This is a genomic window from Cupriavidus sp. P-10, assembly GCF_003402535.2.
Classification (GTDB): Bacteria; Pseudomonadota; Gammaproteobacteria; order Burkholderiales; family Burkholderiaceae; genus Cupriavidus.
On record NZ_AP025171.1, the window covers coordinates 1,308,758 to 1,323,858 of the forward strand.

Consider the following 15,101-nt stretch of genomic DNA (forward strand, 5'->3'; position numbering starts at 1 on the left):
CCCGACCGGCGTCGGGCATCCGTCATGGCATTTTTTCAGGCCAGCGCGCTCAGTCGTGCCTGGAGCCTGCCGCGCGTGATCGCGCCGATCTGCGCCAGCGCCTCATCCAGTTCCTGCTGCGTGCTGCGGTCGATACGCCGCTCCAGCGCTGCAAAGATGCCTTCGCGCGTGTAGTGCCGCACGCAGATGATGAAGGGAAAGCCGTGCCGCGCTAGGTAGGCGGCATTCATCCGATCGAGCGTGGCTTCCTGCTGCGCCGACATCGCGTCCAGCCCCGCGCTCTTCTGTTCGGCATTGGAATCCGCGGTCATGGTGCCAGCGCGGATATTGCCGGCGGACAGCATCGGATGCAGGTTCAGGAAATCGCACTGGGATTTCGCATCCAGCTTGCGGATGACATCCATCATCGCATCATGCAGCGCATTGGCCGATGCAAAGGGCCGCTGCGCCCAGGCGCGCTCGGCCGCCAGCGGAAAATGTTCAAACACGCTGCCGAACGCGTGCATAAAGCCGGACTGGTCCAGCGCGTTGACCGGCGCCAGATCGAGTGACTGTGACATGGACTGCTCTCCCGTTAGGCCCGACGCGCAGGCCAGGCATGGAAACCGAATACGGGCCGAGTATAGGAAGCGGGCATGGCCGCGGCGAGGGGCGCGGCCATATAAGACGCATAACAGAATCCGATACCGCCGTGGATACCGCCGTGGATACCGCTATGGACACCACTACGCGCGCGCGGCAGGGTCCAGGTCGCGCAGGTCCCGCAGCGCCTGTGATGCGGACGTGAGCATGCCGCGCAGCCACGCATGCGAAGCCGAGCGGTGGCGCGCGGGATGCCAGAGCTGGTAAAAGCGCATGAACGGAAACTCGATCGGCGGCTTGAGCACCGCCACCGGCACATGCTGCGCGTGATAGTTGGCAAAGTGACGGCCCGTGGTCAGGATCAGGTCCGTGCCCGGGATCAGGCTCGGCGCCAGGTTGAAGTAAGGGCAGCTGATGCGGTTGTCCCGGTGCACGCGCATCGTGCTGAGGCCCGTGTCCACCAGCCCGCGCTGGTCGCGCGAGTAGGGCGTGGGCACGATATGCGCCGCGCCCAGGTAGGACTGCGCGGTGAACTTGCCCGGCTGGTTATGCACGCTGTCCGGCGCCACCATGCAGACCACCTCGTCTTCCAGCAAAACCGACAGGTGCAGGTGCTCCGGCGGATTGGGCCAGTTGCCGATCACGATATCGATGGTGCCCTCCGACAGCGCCTGCTCGTAGTCGAACGTGGCGCTCAGCGGAATCGCCGCCAGCCGCGCGTGGGGCGCCATGCGCCGGAATTCCCGCACGACGTGGGCAAAGAAGGGCGGCGCCAGGTAGTCGGGCATGGCTACCGTAAAGCTCTGCTCGGTGGTGGCGGGATCGAAGCGGTCGTCCGATACCAGCAGGTTGTCCAGCGCGCTGAGTGCCGCCTGCGCGTTGCGGGCGAGCTGCAGGGCGCGCTCGGTCGGCACCATGACGTTCTTCTCGCGCGTGAGCAGCGGGTCGTTGAAGATGGCGCGCAGGCGCTTGAGCGCCGAACTGATGGCGGGCTGCGACTGGTTCAGGCGGATGGCGGTGCGCGAGACGCTCTGCTCGGCAATCAGGATGCACAGCACGCGCAGCAGGTAGGTATCGAAGGGGTCGTCGGCGCGGATCATGCGGAGTCTCGGGCATCTGGTCGGTAAGTCGGCGTGGGCAGCAGGCGGCGCAACCGGTGCGCATTGCTTGCTGCCCATGGCGGATTTGTAGCCTTTTGCGCACCGCACGGCAACGCGGTCGAACCCGCACGCGGCCGGGGTGCCATCGCCAACGGACGCCGTGCGAGCGCGGAAAAGCCAGCCCACTAGGGTAATCCATAGGTCTGCCAACGCGCCCGTCAATAGCCCCGAAACCCGCGCCAGACAAGGCATTCCGACCCATATCCAAGCTGATATAGGGCCTATACCAGCCCCCCCGTTCCGCATTCCGGGCCCGTTCCTATACTTGCACCCAATCCAGCCGCCGCACCATCCCCGGGGCATCGGCTGCAAAACACAAACCGACAAGACAGGAGACTCCATGTCCATCACAAAACAGGGCGTTCCGCTGTTCGCCGGCACGGCGGACGATGCGGAAGCCAGCGTCTTTCGCAAAGTGTCGTGGCGCCTGCTGCCATTCCTTGGCGTGCTGTGGGTGCTCGCGTGGCTGGACCGCGTCAACATCGGCTTCGCCAAGCTGCAGATGCTGGATTCGCTGCGCTTCAGCGAGGCGGTCTACGGCCTGGGTGCCGGCATCTTCTTCCTCGGCTACTTCTTCTTCGAAGTGCCGTCGAACATGCTGCTGCAGAAGATCGGTGCCAAGAAGACGATCATGCGCATCACCATCTGCTGGGGCGTGATCTGCATGCTGCAGACCTATGTCACCACGCCGACGCAGTTCTATATCCTGCGCTTCCTGCTGGGCGCATTCGAGGCGGGCTTCTATCCCGGCGTGATTCTTTACCTGACCTACTGGTATCCGTCCGAGCGGCGTGCCCGCGCCTTCGGCACCTTCATGTCGGCGTCGGCCATCGCAGGTGTGCTTGGCGGCCCGCTGGCCGGCTGGATCATGACCTCGATGGGCGGCGTGCACGGCATGCACGGCTGGCAATGGCTGTTCATCCTGGAAGGCATTCCTTCCGTGCTGGCCGGCATCTTCGCGTGGTTCTACATGACCGACAAGCCGGAGCAGGCCAACTGGCTGACCGACAACGAGAAGCGCGTGGTGCTCGATGCCCTGAAGCGCGACAACGCCACCATGGGCGAGCGTGGGCACGACTGGCGTACGCTGTTCACCAACCGCAAGGTGTGGCTGCTGATCGCCATCTTCTTCTGCCTGCTGTGCGCCAACTCCACGCTGACCTTCTGGATCCCGACCATCATCAAGGAAGTCGGCTTCACCACGCCGATGGCGGTGGGCTGGATCGCGGCGGTGGCCTACCTCTGCGGCGCTGTCGGCATGATCGTCAACGGTGCCCACTCTGACCGCCGCAACGAGGTGCGCTGGCACTTCAGCGGCGCCGCGCTGGTCGGCGGTGCAGCAATGGCCGCGCTGGCCGTGCTGCTGGGCGTGCAGGCGCTGTCGCCGGTGATCACCTTGCTGGCCATGACCGCCGCGCTGGTCGGCACCATGAGCGCGATCCCCGTGTTCTGGCAACTGCCCAACCGCTACCTGGCGGGCAGCGCCGCCGCGGTGGGCGTGGCCCTGATCAATTCCGTCTCCAACCTGGCCGGCTTTGGCGCGCCCTATGTGATGGGCCTGATCAAGACCGCGACCGGCACGGTCAGCAGCGGCCTGTACCTGGTGGCCGCCATCGAAATCCTGGCTGCGGTGCTGGTCCTGTTCGGCATCCGCCGCCTCCATCACAAGCGCGAGGCCTGACATGCACGACGACCACGATCCCGGCTTCAACGCCGCCCGCCGCCGCTTCGGCCTGCAATCGATCACGCTGGGAGGCAGTGCGCTGCTGGCTGGCAACGCACTGGCCGCCAGCCCGGCACCGGCAGCGGCCCCTAACCAGACTTCAGGTCCGGTGCAGCAGGGCGGCCTCAGCCCCCGGCTGACCATGCACGCGCTCGACACCTGGCACGGCACGCCTGCCTCCGGCATGCGCGTGGACATGTACCGCGTCGACGAAGGCCCGCCACGCTTGCTGCAGACGGTCACGCTGGCCGCCAACGGCCGCAGCGAACCGCCGCTGCTGATCGGCGACACCTACCGCACCGGCACCTACGAACTGGTGCTGCACGTGGACGAATATTTCGCGGCCCGCAAGGCCAACCTGCCGCAGCCGCTGTTCCTGTCGAAGATCCCGCTGCGCTTGCGCGTGACGGACGCCAGCCAGCGCATCCACCTGCCCGTGCTGTTCGGGCCGTGGAGCTACAACTACTACCGCGGCAGCTGATGCCGGCGTTGCATTGAAAGGAGACAGATCATGGCAGGCATCAGCACTCACGTACTCGACGTATCGCTTGGCAAACCGATTGCCGGCATGCAGATCGAACTGTTCGACGTCGGCACGCAGCCCCCGAAGCTGATCGCAAAGGCGCGGACCAACAAGGACGGCCGCACCGACACGCCCATGCTTCCCCCCACCCAGGCGCGCACCGGCGATTTCGAACTGCGTTTCCGGGTGGCGGACTACTTCAAGACGCCGGACATCTTCTCCGACATCGTGCCCGTGCGCTTCACCATTGCGGACGCCGCGCAGCACTACCACGTGCCGCTGCTGTGTTCGCCATGGAGCTTCGGCACATATCGGGGCAGTTGAAGCCGGGGCCGCTGAAGCGCAACCTACTGCGTGCTGGTCAGCACGGCACGTGTGGGGGTCGGGGGTGCGTTACCCTCGACCACCAGCAGCGTGGCGGCGGCAGGCTTCTTCCCGGACAACGCCGACACCGCCTCGCGCATCGGCCCGATGGCCGTGCCATTGGCCGCGCCTGCTGCATTGGTCCTGAAGCTTGCAACCGGAGTCCGTTGTCCCGACACGTAGACGTCATAGACCGTCTGCGGCTTGAGCTGGTAGAGGAACACTTCCAGCGCATCGACCAGGCCGAGGTTGCGCGCCACCACAAAGCCGCGCCCGGCGGCACCGGTCGCCTTCAGCGGAATGTTGATGGGATCGCTGTTTGCATGCGGCGTGAGATTGGCCTTGCCATCGCCGGCCGGTACGGCGTTGGAAACATAGACCAGGGCCTGCGGTGCCTGTCCCACCGGAGTGCGCGCGATCACGCGGTCGGTGGCGGTATCGATCACGTCGACACCGTCGCCGTTCTCAAGGCCCACGTACATCCGGCTACCGTCGTCGGACGGCCAGATGCCATGCGGCAGCGCGCCGACGGGGATCGTCGCGAGCAGCCGCGGGTTGGCGTCGGTCGTGTAGACCTTGACCGCGTTCTCGCCGCCGACCGTCACGTAGGCGAGCGTGCCGCGCGCGGTCCTGGCAAAGCCGAGGTGATTGGTGATAAAGCCGGTGTCGATCACCCCCTTGACCTGGAGGCTTTGCGTGTCGATGCGGGTGACCTTGCCGACGTCCTTGTGCGTCATCCACACTTCACTGAAATCCGGGGTGAACTGCAGGAAGGGCGAAAACGGGCTGGCCACGGGAATGCGCCGGACGACCTGGTGCGTGGCGACATCGATCACATCGACCTCGGGCGTAAAGCTGGAAACCACGAAGGCAAGCTTGCCATCGGGATGGAACAGCACCATGCCGGGCCCCGGTGCGGTCGGGATGCGGCGGATTTCCTTGTAGCTGGCCGGGTCGATCACCGAGATATAGTCCTCGCCGCGCACGACCACCCAGGCTTCCTTGCCATCCGCGGTAAAGAAGCCCTCGTGCGGCGAGCGGCCGATATAGGCGATGCCCTTGACCCGGTTCGTGGCGGTATCGATGAACGTTGCCGAGTTCGAGCCATTGGAGACCACGAGCAGCGTCTTGTGATCCGGCGAGAAGCCCAGGCCGTGCACGTTGATCTCGCCCTTGTAGAGCGGCGAAAGGATATCGGGCCGTGCATTGCCAAGGCGGATCTGGCCCAGCAGCGTATTGGTGCCGGGGTCGATGACCGAGACGGTGTTGCTGTTCTGGTCCGCCGTGTAGACGCGGTCGCTGGCGGCAGGCGCCGCGACGGCAAGCGACGATACCGTGCCCAGCACCAGCGCAAGCTGCAATGTCTGCTTCATGTGGGAATTCCTTTCAGTGAGAATTGGCGGGCGCCGGGGTGATGCCTGGCGCGGGCTTCGGATGGCGGGCGAGCCAGGCTTGCATCAGGCGGATTTCGTTTTGCTGGTCGGTAATGATGCCCTGCGCGAGGTTGCGCAGTTCCGGATCGCGGGTGTCGAGCAGCAATGCCTTGGCCATGTCGATGGCCCCCTGGTGATGCGGGATCATCATCGCGACGAAGTCATGGTCCGGCTCGCCGTTCATGGCTGCCGCGTGCATGCCTGCATCCATGACCGCCATGGCGTCGTCCATGCGTTGCGCGAAAGGCTTCGCGGTGCTGGCGACATAGGGTTCCGGCTGCCGCGCCATGGGCGCATGGGCATGACCATCCGGCACCGCAGGCACGCCGCCTGCCAGGCAGGTCGACCCGACCGTCAAGGCCATGGCGGCGAGCACGATAACGGGCAGGGGCTTCTTCATGTGGCGTTCTCCAGGTTGTCGTTGCTACGTCGCAGTAAACAAACCTGGGGCCGGTTTTATTCCATGCAGGCCAAATTTTTTTTTCGCGCTGTCGTCGGGACGCCAACCGCACTGGTACGGCGCGCTTGCCGCCAGGGCTTTGCGATGACGGCGCCAGAGGGCGACGCTCAGGGTTCTCCCCCTCCCATGAGCCTGCCGCCGTTCGCTAAACTGACCTGCCGCCAGCGGCCGGCGAGACGCCAGCATCCTGGCGCTGTGCGAACGCCTGGGCGTATCGCGCCGCACGCTGCAGTATGAACTGGCGGGGACAGGGGGTTAGCCGGAATCGGCAACCGGCGTACCGGGAAATGTACTGAGTCGCAGCGCGTGTGCGAAGGGCGGGGCGGGGTGCAGGGCGCCGCCGCCGGGCAATCATGGCGTCGGCGCGCCTTTACAATGGCCATGCCGGCGCCGCTACGGATATCCGATTTTGGCAAGCGTGCGGCGCCCGAGGCGCCTGGAACACGCGGGCGAAGTCAGGCCGCCTTCGCCGTGGCTTCGAAGTAGTCCGCGAATTCGTCGCGCACCACCTCTTCTATCCGCGCAATCTCCGCATCGGACAACTCGGTGAATTTCGCGCGCTTGCGGTTCGATAGCTCGCCGTGGTTCTGCACGACCAGGTCGATCAGGTTGGTGAGTCGCGGCTGGCGCAGGTCCAGCCATCCTTCGATCCGGGCCACGCTGGCATCGAACGCCTTCAGGTAGCGGATCTCCATCGCAAGGTCTTCCTCGACGCACTGCTGGATGCATTCGAAGACAAACTCGCAAAGCGCTGTCGCATCGAACGACGCATAGAGCCAATAGGGCTGCGGCGACTTGATGAGGATCGTATCGCTGTCCGTGTCCAGGACGTAGTTCAGCAGCCCCGTGCGGGGCGCCGAGTAGTCCTTCAGCAGACCTGCGTAGACCGGCAGGTTCTTCAGCATGCTGGCCGATACCGGCAACACCACCCCTTCCGGCGTCACGCCGGCCTGGCGCAACAGATGGTGGATCAGGAAGCGGTGAAGCCGCCCGTTGCCGTCATAGAACGGGTGGATGTAGACAAAGCCGAATGAAACGCATGCCGCGATGACTAACGGGTGCGCCGCTTTCGTCTTGATCAGGCCAGCAACCTGTGCCAGGCCATCCATCATCGCCTCGACCTGCTGCGGGGGCGGAGGGATGTAGTCGGCGATGTTGCGCAGCCGTCCGCCGCGCGAGAGCCAGTTCTGGCGATCGCGATAGGCAAACTCCGCCCGGATCGATGAAATGATCTCGTTCTGCCATTCGCAGAACTGCGCCTCGTCGAGCGGCACCGCGGCACCGGCAAACTCCAGCAGGCGCCTGAACCTGGCGACCCGCTGGTTGTCGGGCAGCTCCTTCTCGATCGAATAGGTCGACCGGGTTTCGGCGAGGTAGAGATAGTCCACCGCGCGGGCTAGCACTTCCGGTTCAAGCCGGTTGATCGCGGCGGCGATCTTGCCCGGAAGGTCCGCGCCGATGAATGCCTCGAGGCGCCCGGTGCGACGTACCAGGGGGCAGAATGCCGCCGGGCCGAGGTGGTTGTTCAGGATGCCGAACTGGGCGTCGAGCTGGCTGGTGCCGGTGACATAGTCCGCTTCATCCAGCGCCGCAACCCGGGCGGTTCCCGCCGGCAGCTTGTAGTCGAACTCGGCGCCGGCAAGCCACTTCGCGTAGAAGCCGCCGAGCCGGGCATACCGCGAGCCGGGCGAAGCGGCCAGCCACTGGCGCACCTCTTCAACCGCCGCCTGGTGCTCGAATAGCGCAGCGAGTACCGTCAGGTTCAACGGTTCCCTGCGCAACGCAAAAGTAAGGTGGTCGACCGTCGTGTCGTCGCCACGGTAACGGTTCCTCGGATAGACGGTCTTCACGCTGCCGTCCGCTCCGGTATGCGTGCTCAGCACCCCCGTCTTGTCTGAAAGCTCCGAGGTGGAATGCAGGGGCGGTACGCGAAGCTTGAACTTTGCAATCAGGGCGCTGTAGCCGAGTGGAGCGTGAGCCATAGGCGAACTGCGGTGTGAAGTAAAGGATGCATGGTGGATTACCAGAGTTTATACGTTGCTTACCAGTTCGTCTATTTTCGAGGGGAGGGCTTACCAGTTCTCATATTGCCCCTGCGCATCCCGACCTACCAGATTGCCTATAGGGCTTACCAATCCACCTATCCTTGGCCGCTCCAATCACCAGTTTGCATGTGATTCCGGGGGGCAGCCAGCACAGGCGAAGGCGCTTACTCGGCAACGATCTTGCGTTCCGCGGCGATCCGCTTCCATTGCACAAGATCGTGCTTCATCCGGGCGCCAAACTCGGCGGGCGACACGGCCAACGGACGCGAGCCATCCGGTTCCAGCACCGCGCGCACCTCCTGCGAGGCAGCAATCTCGCCGATCTCGCGATTGAGCCGCTGCACCAGCGCTGCCGGCGTGCCGGCGGGCGCCAGCACGCCCACCCAGATCTCGATGCCATAGCCCGGCACCGACGCCGCCAGCGGCGGCAACTCCGGAAAAGCCGGATTCGGCGAGGCCGACGTCACGGCCAGCGGCTTGACCTTGCCGGACTTGATCTGCGTGGCGATCGAACTGTAGTTCGACATCATCACATCGATCTGCCCGGCTGCCAGGTCGATCAGCGCATTGGCCGCGCCCTTGTATGGCACGTGCATCATCTGCACCTTGGACGTGTCGCACAGCAGTTCGGTGGCAAGCTGCCCCAGCGAGCCGACGCCGGCCGAGCCATAGGTGATGGCACCCGGCTTCGCACGCGCGGCGGCGATCAGTTCCGCGGGCGTGCGGATCGACTTCGACGCCGCGATGGTGGACGACACCGCCAGCAGCAGCGGCCCGTCGGCCACCAGCGCCACCGGCGCGAACGCGGTCAACGGGTCATACGGCGAGCGCGCCTGCGTGGCCGCCGCGGTCAGGAAGGTCGACGACGTCAGCAACAGCACCGATCCGTCGCGCGGCGACTTGGCGACGTAATCCGCGCCCAGCACACCGGCCACGCCGGGCCGGTTCTCGACGATCACGGTGTTGCCGAGCCGCCTGGCCAACGCCGGCGCCATCGCGCGCGCGATCACGTCGTTGCTGGCGCCTGCCGAGAACGGCACCACGATCCGCATCAGTGGCGGCACGGCGGCCGCAGTGTCCGCGGGCGCCGCGCCGGCCATGGGGGAGAGCGCCAGCGCGGCCGTGGCGATTGCCGGCGGCAGGGTGCGCGCCAGGCGGGTCCAAATGCGCTTGAAAGAGGTCTTCTTCATACGTCTGTCCGAACTCATCGTAGTGCAGCAAGGCTGCAGGACGGCGCCACGGGAGCATCCGGGCGGCGCCGGCGGTGCCACAGCCCCGCGCGCGGCCAGCCGTGCCGGCCGCGGCAGGTTGTGCGCAGGTCAGGCGGGGATCTCCAGTTCCAGCAGCGGCGCGTACTGCTGGGCGCCGAAGATGTCGCCGTCGCCGGCGCTGCCACTCGGGCGCTTCCGGTACATGGTGAACTTGATCGCGAAGGCCGGATCGTATTCGACGAAATCGCTGATGCGCGCCACCGGTACACCGAACAGCGCGGCCATGCTGTCGCGGCTCAGTACCCGCGAGCGCTTGACGCGCTCATACTGCGCCGCCTCGCGGAAGATGATGTCGAAGGTGATCTTGTTGACGCCGGCGTTCTTGCTGCGGATGGTCTTGGCAAGTTCGTGCAGCTTCTGTGCGGGCGCCGGGGGAAGGGTGGATGAATTGGCAGTAGTCATGATGGATATCCTGGAAGCCTGGCGCGTCAGATGCCGGCCTCGACAACATGGGTGGGGAACAGTGCCAGCGGATCGTGCACCGCCATCGTGTGGTTCAGCGTCCAGCGATAGGCGGGGCTGGCACGCAGCACCTCGTCCAGCGGGAACGACACAGAGCCGGCCGTGCCTTTGACGTCAGGCAGGCGCGCGTAGAACATCTGGCGCAGGCCGATCATCGCCACTTCCTCCGCCATCTCGCGGGTGGGCGCCACGCCTTGCACCATGACGCACAGTTCATGGCCGGGACGGTCGCGCAGCGGCTCCAGTTCGCCCATCACGCCGTCGCGTCCGTAGACGTTGTAGTGCAGCTCGTAGCCGGTGTCGCCAAAGCGCGCGCGCACCTGGTCCCGGGCCCAGGCAATCACGCGGTCCACATTGGCAATCGTGTACGGGTCGCGGATGCCGCAAAGTCCCACGTACCGTTCGCCGACCTTGCCGGCGCCTTCCAGCTTGACGCGCACGACCTGGTCAGGTTCGAAACGCGAGCCGGTAATGCGGGTCGTGCGCGGGTCGAGCTGCTCGTAGCGGCAATGGCGCATGTCGAGCCTGCCGCCCGCGACGAATTCCTCGAATGGATTGGACCGCTCGTACATGGCATGCCCCGCCACCGAGGCAACGGTGCAGCGCTGGTCCGGGTGCATCGCCGTGACACGGACGTCGTCACCGGTGATCTCGCCCAGTACCGTTTCCTTGCCGCCATACGGTTCCGCGCAGAAAGACGCACACTCCAGCACCTTGCCCAGGTAGTAGGCATGGTCCGCCGCGAAGCCGTGGTGCAGCGCCGGCGCGGCAAACACGGCGGCGTCGGAACTGCGGCCGCCGATGATCACGTCCGCCCCCTGGCGCAGCAGTTCGAGATACGGATGCACGCCCGCCATGGCGACGATGCGGTCGGTGCTGTCCAGCTCGGACAGCGTCAGGTCGGCAAAGCCGTCGAGGCCCCGGATGGTCTCGCCTGCGCCGAGCTTTTCACGCACCAGCGACGTCGGAACCTCGGAGTAGAAATAGCCGATGCGAAAGCGCTTGAGTCCGTGCCGTTGCGCCAGCTCGCGGATGATGTTGACGTAGAGGTCGACCCGGCTGTTGGTGCCCGTGTCGCCAGCCGAGCCGATGATCATCGGCACGCCCAGGCGCCGCGAGGCCAGCAGCATGTGTTCCAGGTCGTGGCGCTGCCACGCCTCGGGGCTGGTCGAGGTATCCGAGCCGAGCGGCACCGGGCCCACGTCATCGCTGCCCGAATCGGCCGCGATGTAGTCCGGCCCCGCGGCCACGCCGATCTCGAAGCTGCCGGTGCGCAGCGGCGCAAAGCCGAGATGGCCGTTAGGGCAAATGATCTTCAGCGACTGCATGCAAGGTTCTCCAGTTAGGTGTCGCTTCATTGATTAAGCGAGTCACACGACACTTACTGAGCAGAAGCCGTGCCAGCCGAAGAGGTCAGATTTTTTCCTTTGAAATCAAAGGTCTGCAGATTTATGGGAGGAGGCTGCGTGAAGGACGCGCGCATGCAGCCCCGGAGAGCGCGCGTATCCCACGCGGCTGCGTGAAAGGCACGCCGGCTCAGCCTGCGGCCAGGCCAAGCTTGGTCATCTGGTGCCGGAGGGCGTGGCGGCTCAGGCCAAGCCGGCGCGCCGCCTCGGCAAGGTTGCCGTGGCATGTTGCCAGGGCCTGACCGACCAGCGCGGCCTGGAATTGCGCCGTGGCGGCGTGGTAGTCCAGGCCATCCGCCAGCGCCGTGCTTGCCGCGGGCGATGCGGCGCAGGCAACCGGCGCGAGATCGGCCAGGGGCGCGGTGGTCGTGCCAGGGGTGTCAGCCCCGCCGGTCGCGCGCAGGATCCGCGCCGGCAGATGCACCGGCAGCACGCTATCGCCTTGCTCGAGCAGGCAGATGCGTTCCAGCAGGTTTTCCAGCTCGCGCACATTGCCCGGCCAGCGATACGCGCGGAAGATCCGCTCGACTTCCGGGTGGAGCCGTTCCATCCGGCTGCCGTACTGGCGGTTGTAGCGCTGCAGCGCGGCAAGCGCGAGCAGCAGGATGTCGTCGCCGCGCTCACGCAAGGGCGGGATATTGATAGCGATGACCTGCAGCCGGTAATACAGGTCTTCGCGGAACTTGCCGGCGTTGACCTCGCTGAGGAGGATCTTGTTGGTGGCGGCGATAAAGCGCGCATCCACGCTGATCGGCTTGACCGCGCCGACCCGGCGGAAACGCCGGGTATCGAGCAGCGTCAGCAGCTTGGACTGCATCACCAGGTCCAACTCCCGTACCTCGTCCAGGAATACGGTGCCGCCATTGCCGGCCTCGATCAACCCTTCCTTCTTGCCGACTGCACCGGTGAAGGCGCCGCGCTCGTGGCCGAACAGCTCGGATTCCAGCAATTGCGCCGGGATCGCCGCGCAGTTGATGTCGATAAATTCCGCACCGGCGCGGCTTGATTGCTCATGCAGCATGCGAGCCACCAGGCTCTTGCCGGTGCCGGTCTCGCCGTACAGCAAGACCGTGCGGGCCTGGCTGCTGGCCACGCGGGCAATGAGGTCGCGCAAGGCGACGATCGATGGATGGTTTCCGACGAGTTGCAGTGGGGCGTTCATCGCTGGCGGACGGCCGAGCAGGGCGCGCATGGCTGGCGCGCTCTGGCATGACCATGGGGGCGGGCCTGAATCGCCAGCATCATAACCCGCGTCAGAGTTGGGAACCGATCAGCGATGCCATCCGGTCGCGCAGCTTTTCGGTCCAGGGACGGTTGGCCCACTGTTCATGCGTCTGCGGGTGCGATAGTTTCAGGTCTTCCTCGAAGATCCTGGTTTGCTCCGCGGCAAATCCGGCATCCAGGATATTCAGCGTGGCTTCGTCATTGAGACGGAATGACCGGTTGTCGAAATTGGTCGACCCGACCGACACCAGCAGGCCATCGACGATCAACACCTTGCAGTGGTACATCGTGGGCGCATATTCGGCGATCAGCGCGCCAGCCTTGAGCAACCGGCCCCAGCGCCGGCGCGACGCGGCGCGCACGGTTTCCGAATCGATATGCTCGCCCGGCACGATCACGCGCAGCCTGACACCTCTTTCCAGGGCCGCCAGCAATGCCTTTTCCGTCAACTCGTCGGGCACGAAGTAGGCCGCCGACAGGTCGATGGTCTGCGCGGCTGCCGTGATGGCAAGGTGGTACATCAGCGCCATGCTCTCGCTGCCGCCGGTGGGCGAACTGCTGAACATCTGGGCGCGGCCGTCGCCGAGCGGCGGCAATTCTGGGAAATACTCCGGACCATGCGGCACCTGGCCGCTGACCTTGATCCAGTTGTCCAGGAATATGGACTGCATCTGGCCAACCACGGGGCCTTCCACCTGGAAATGCGTATCGCGCCAGTGGTCGGGATCCTGGGCATTGCCGGTCCATTCCGGCGCAATGCCGACGCCGCCGGTAAAGCCAATCGCGCCATCGACCACCAGCACCTTGCGGTGCGTGCGGTTGTTGAGCTTGCCGACGGTGTACCACCGCACCGGATGGTAGCGGCGCACGTCCACGCCGGCGCTGGTCATGATGTCCATGGCGGATTCGTCGATCTTGGAACTGCCGACGGCATCCAGCAGTACCTTTACCTTGACGCCCGCCCTGGCGCGTTCGGAAAGGGCCTGCGCGAACTCGTTGCCGATTTCTCCGGACCAGTAGATGTACGACTCGAAATTGATCGTCTTCTTCGCGCCGCGGATCGCGCCCAGCATCGCGGGAAAGATTTCGTCGCCATTCCTGAGCACGCGATAGCGGTTGCCATCGACGACCGGCGGCCCTAGCAGCACGCCCAGTTCGTGGGCAAACTGCGGGTCGGCCAGGCTGTAGAGCCGGTCGAGACGCCGCTCGATACGCTTTTCGCCGCCAATCAGATTGTACGCAACAATGCCGCCGAGGGCGGCCATGAGAATGACGGCTAGCAGCGCGAGTATTCGGCCCCTTCTGCGCGCGCCTGGAAAGGCGTGGCGACGGCGGATCACGCAAGCACCATGATGTCTGGCCCGAGGGTTGCACCGGCAAGCTGGCGACTATGAAAGCATACGTCGTTTTTATGGGCTGGCGGTTTCCAGGGTGGACATCCGAGCCTGGCCGGAAGAGGGCAGCTTGCGGGGCGCCGGGCGCTCCCGATTGAGCACTACCCCTTTCGTGTCAGGCTTCCTGCGGCGCGACGACGGACCGGCTCCGCTTCTTGTCGAGGACAGCTACGATTATCAAGCCGAGGGACGGGCTGAAGATCAGCGAGAAGGCCATCCAGACGGCAGCGGAGCGTCCCAGCGCATTGGCAATGAAGCCAACCGAAACGGAGAAAATCAACCAGCAAGCAATAGCGAACATGACGGCAGCTCAAATGGTTTTCCAGTGCGTCGCGCGGGGCAGCGCGTTGCATCCATGGGCCGCGTTTATTCGATCCGACCAGGTCGATCGAGAGCGACGGCTGCCTTCAGTATGAGAAATCTTTGCGCCCGCGTTTTGCTATGCGGGACATAAATTTTGCAGTTCGGGGCAGCCAGGCACAGCACCGGGCAAACTTCGATTGGCACAAGCCGCTTCCGCCACGTTTGCCCGTGGCTGACCCTTTGGGTGAACCTACCTTGCGACTTCAGTTCCAGATCGGATCTTCCTTCTGCATCTGATCCTTTGTCTTCTTCATCCAATACGAACCGATCTGGCGTTCCGTGACGTATCCCTTCTTCCTGGCGTCGATCTTGTCGAAGTTCTCGTAGACCTGCGGCATGCCCGCCTGCGCTTCGTCACGGCTCAGCTTGCCGTCATGATTGGCATCCGCCGCCTTGAATCGTTCGGCAATCAAGGCCTTGGCTTGTGCCGTGGTCGGTGGCGCTTTCGGAACCTCGCCCGGCGCCGCTGCCGGTGGGGATGATCCCTGCGCCGGCTGGGCGATTGCACCTAAAGAAGTGAATGCCATCAGGACGGCGAAACCAACTGCGGGCAATTTGCGTACGGTCATGTCGCTCACCTCCAGTCACGATGTTGTTTGAGTCGTTGCAAAGGGAGATATCCAGGCCAGTGAACCTGTGCTCACTCAGCATTCTAGGCGCTGGGGCGAAAACTGCGCGCCATATCCGGCGAC

Annotated in this window: 15 protein-coding genes; 3 read left to right on the forward strand and 12 right to left on the reverse strand. The window is 64.9% G+C overall.

Going from position 1 to position 15,101, the window contains the following annotated elements; translation table 11 throughout:
* Positions 1-35: 35 nt before the first annotated feature.
* Positions 36-560 (reverse strand): 2-oxo-4-hydroxy-4-carboxy-5-ureidoimidazoline decarboxylase, encoded by a 525-nt coding sequence (gene uraD, locus CTP10_RS23040; RefSeq protein ID WP_116322126.1) that lies wholly within the window; start codon positions 558-560, stop codon positions 36-38.
* A gap of 165 nt (positions 561-725) precedes the next feature.
* Positions 726-1,682 (reverse strand): LysR family transcriptional regulator, encoded by a 957-nt coding sequence (locus CTP10_RS23045; protein ID WP_116322125.1) that lies wholly within the window; start codon positions 1,680-1,682, stop codon positions 726-728.
* Between the two features lie 400 nt (positions 1,683-2,082).
* Between CTP10_RS23045 and CTP10_RS23050 the strand changes: the two genes are divergently transcribed.
* From CTP10_RS23050 to uraH, 3 genes are read left to right on the forward strand one after another with little or no spacing between them, the layout of a single operon-like run.
* Entirely contained in the window at positions 2,083-3,423 is a 1,341-nt protein-coding gene (locus tag CTP10_RS23050) for an MFS transporter (protein WP_116322124.1), read from the forward strand.
* A 1-nt stretch (position 3,424) separates the two neighbouring features.
* Positions 3,425-3,946: a hydroxyisourate hydrolase gene (locus CTP10_RS23055; protein WP_116322123.1), complete on the forward strand. Its 522-nt coding sequence runs from the start codon at positions 3,425-3,427 to the stop codon at positions 3,944-3,946.
* Positions 3,947-3,976: 30 nt separating this feature from the next.
* Complete coding sequence (gene uraH / locus CTP10_RS23060) at positions 3,977-4,312, forward strand: hydroxyisourate hydrolase (protein ID WP_116322122.1); 336 nt, start codon at positions 3,977-3,979, stop codon at positions 4,310-4,312.
* A gap of 23 nt (positions 4,313-4,335) precedes the next feature.
* On the opposite strand, the gene CTP10_RS23065 is transcribed toward uraH, so the two are convergent.
* The 10 genes from CTP10_RS23065 to CTP10_RS23110 form a co-directional block, all read right to left on the reverse strand.
* Positions 4,336-5,724 (reverse strand): hypothetical protein, encoded by a 1,389-nt coding sequence (locus tag CTP10_RS23065; protein ID WP_116322121.1) that lies wholly within the window; start codon positions 5,722-5,724, stop codon positions 4,336-4,338.
* A 13-nt stretch (positions 5,725-5,737) separates the two neighbouring features.
* Positions 5,738-6,184 (reverse strand): DUF305 domain-containing protein, encoded by a 447-nt coding sequence (locus tag CTP10_RS23070; RefSeq protein WP_116322120.1) that lies wholly within the window; start codon positions 6,182-6,184, stop codon positions 5,738-5,740.
* A gap of 515 nt (positions 6,185-6,699) precedes the next feature.
* On the reverse strand, positions 6,700-8,226 hold the full coding sequence (locus CTP10_RS23075; protein ID WP_116322119.1) for a Fic family protein: 1,527 nt from the start codon (positions 8,224-8,226) through the stop codon (positions 6,700-6,702).
* Positions 8,227-8,453: 227 nt separating this feature from the next.
* The gene (locus tag CTP10_RS23080; RefSeq protein ID WP_233528301.1) at positions 8,454-9,479 is read right to left on the reverse strand and encodes a tripartite tricarboxylate transporter substrate-binding protein; all 1,026 of its coding nucleotides are present in this window, start codon (positions 9,477-9,479) and stop codon (positions 8,454-8,456) included.
* Between the two features lie 129 nt (positions 9,480-9,608).
* A complete protein-coding gene (locus CTP10_RS23085; protein WP_116322118.1) occupies positions 9,609-9,962 on the reverse strand; it encodes a DUF4387 domain-containing protein in 354 nt (117 codons plus the stop codon).
* 26 nt (positions 9,963-9,988) lie between these two features.
* Complete coding sequence (locus tag CTP10_RS23090; RefSeq protein WP_116322117.1) at positions 9,989-11,350, reverse strand: acyclic terpene utilization AtuA family protein; 1,362 nt, start codon at positions 11,348-11,350, stop codon at positions 9,989-9,991.
* Between the two features lie 208 nt (positions 11,351-11,558).
* Positions 11,559-12,590: a sigma-54 interaction domain-containing protein gene (locus CTP10_RS23095; protein ID WP_116322116.1), complete on the reverse strand. Its 1,032-nt coding sequence runs from the start codon at positions 12,588-12,590 to the stop codon at positions 11,559-11,561.
* Between the two features lie 91 nt (positions 12,591-12,681).
* Positions 12,682-13,917 carry a phospholipase D-like domain-containing protein gene (locus CTP10_RS23100; protein ID WP_116322115.1) on the reverse strand — a complete coding sequence of 412 codons (1,236 nt, stop codon included), beginning with the start codon at positions 13,915-13,917 and terminating at the stop codon, positions 12,682-12,684.
* A gap of 244 nt (positions 13,918-14,161) precedes the next feature.
* On the reverse strand, positions 14,162-14,347 hold the full coding sequence (locus CTP10_RS23105; RefSeq protein ID WP_199414676.1) for a hypothetical protein: 186 nt from the start codon (positions 14,345-14,347) through the stop codon (positions 14,162-14,164).
* Positions 14,348-14,612: 265 nt separating this feature from the next.
* Positions 14,613-14,978: an EF-hand domain-containing protein gene (locus CTP10_RS23110; RefSeq protein ID WP_116322114.1), complete on the reverse strand. Its 366-nt coding sequence runs from the start codon at positions 14,976-14,978 to the stop codon at positions 14,613-14,615.
* Positions 14,979-15,101 lie beyond the last annotated feature (123 nt).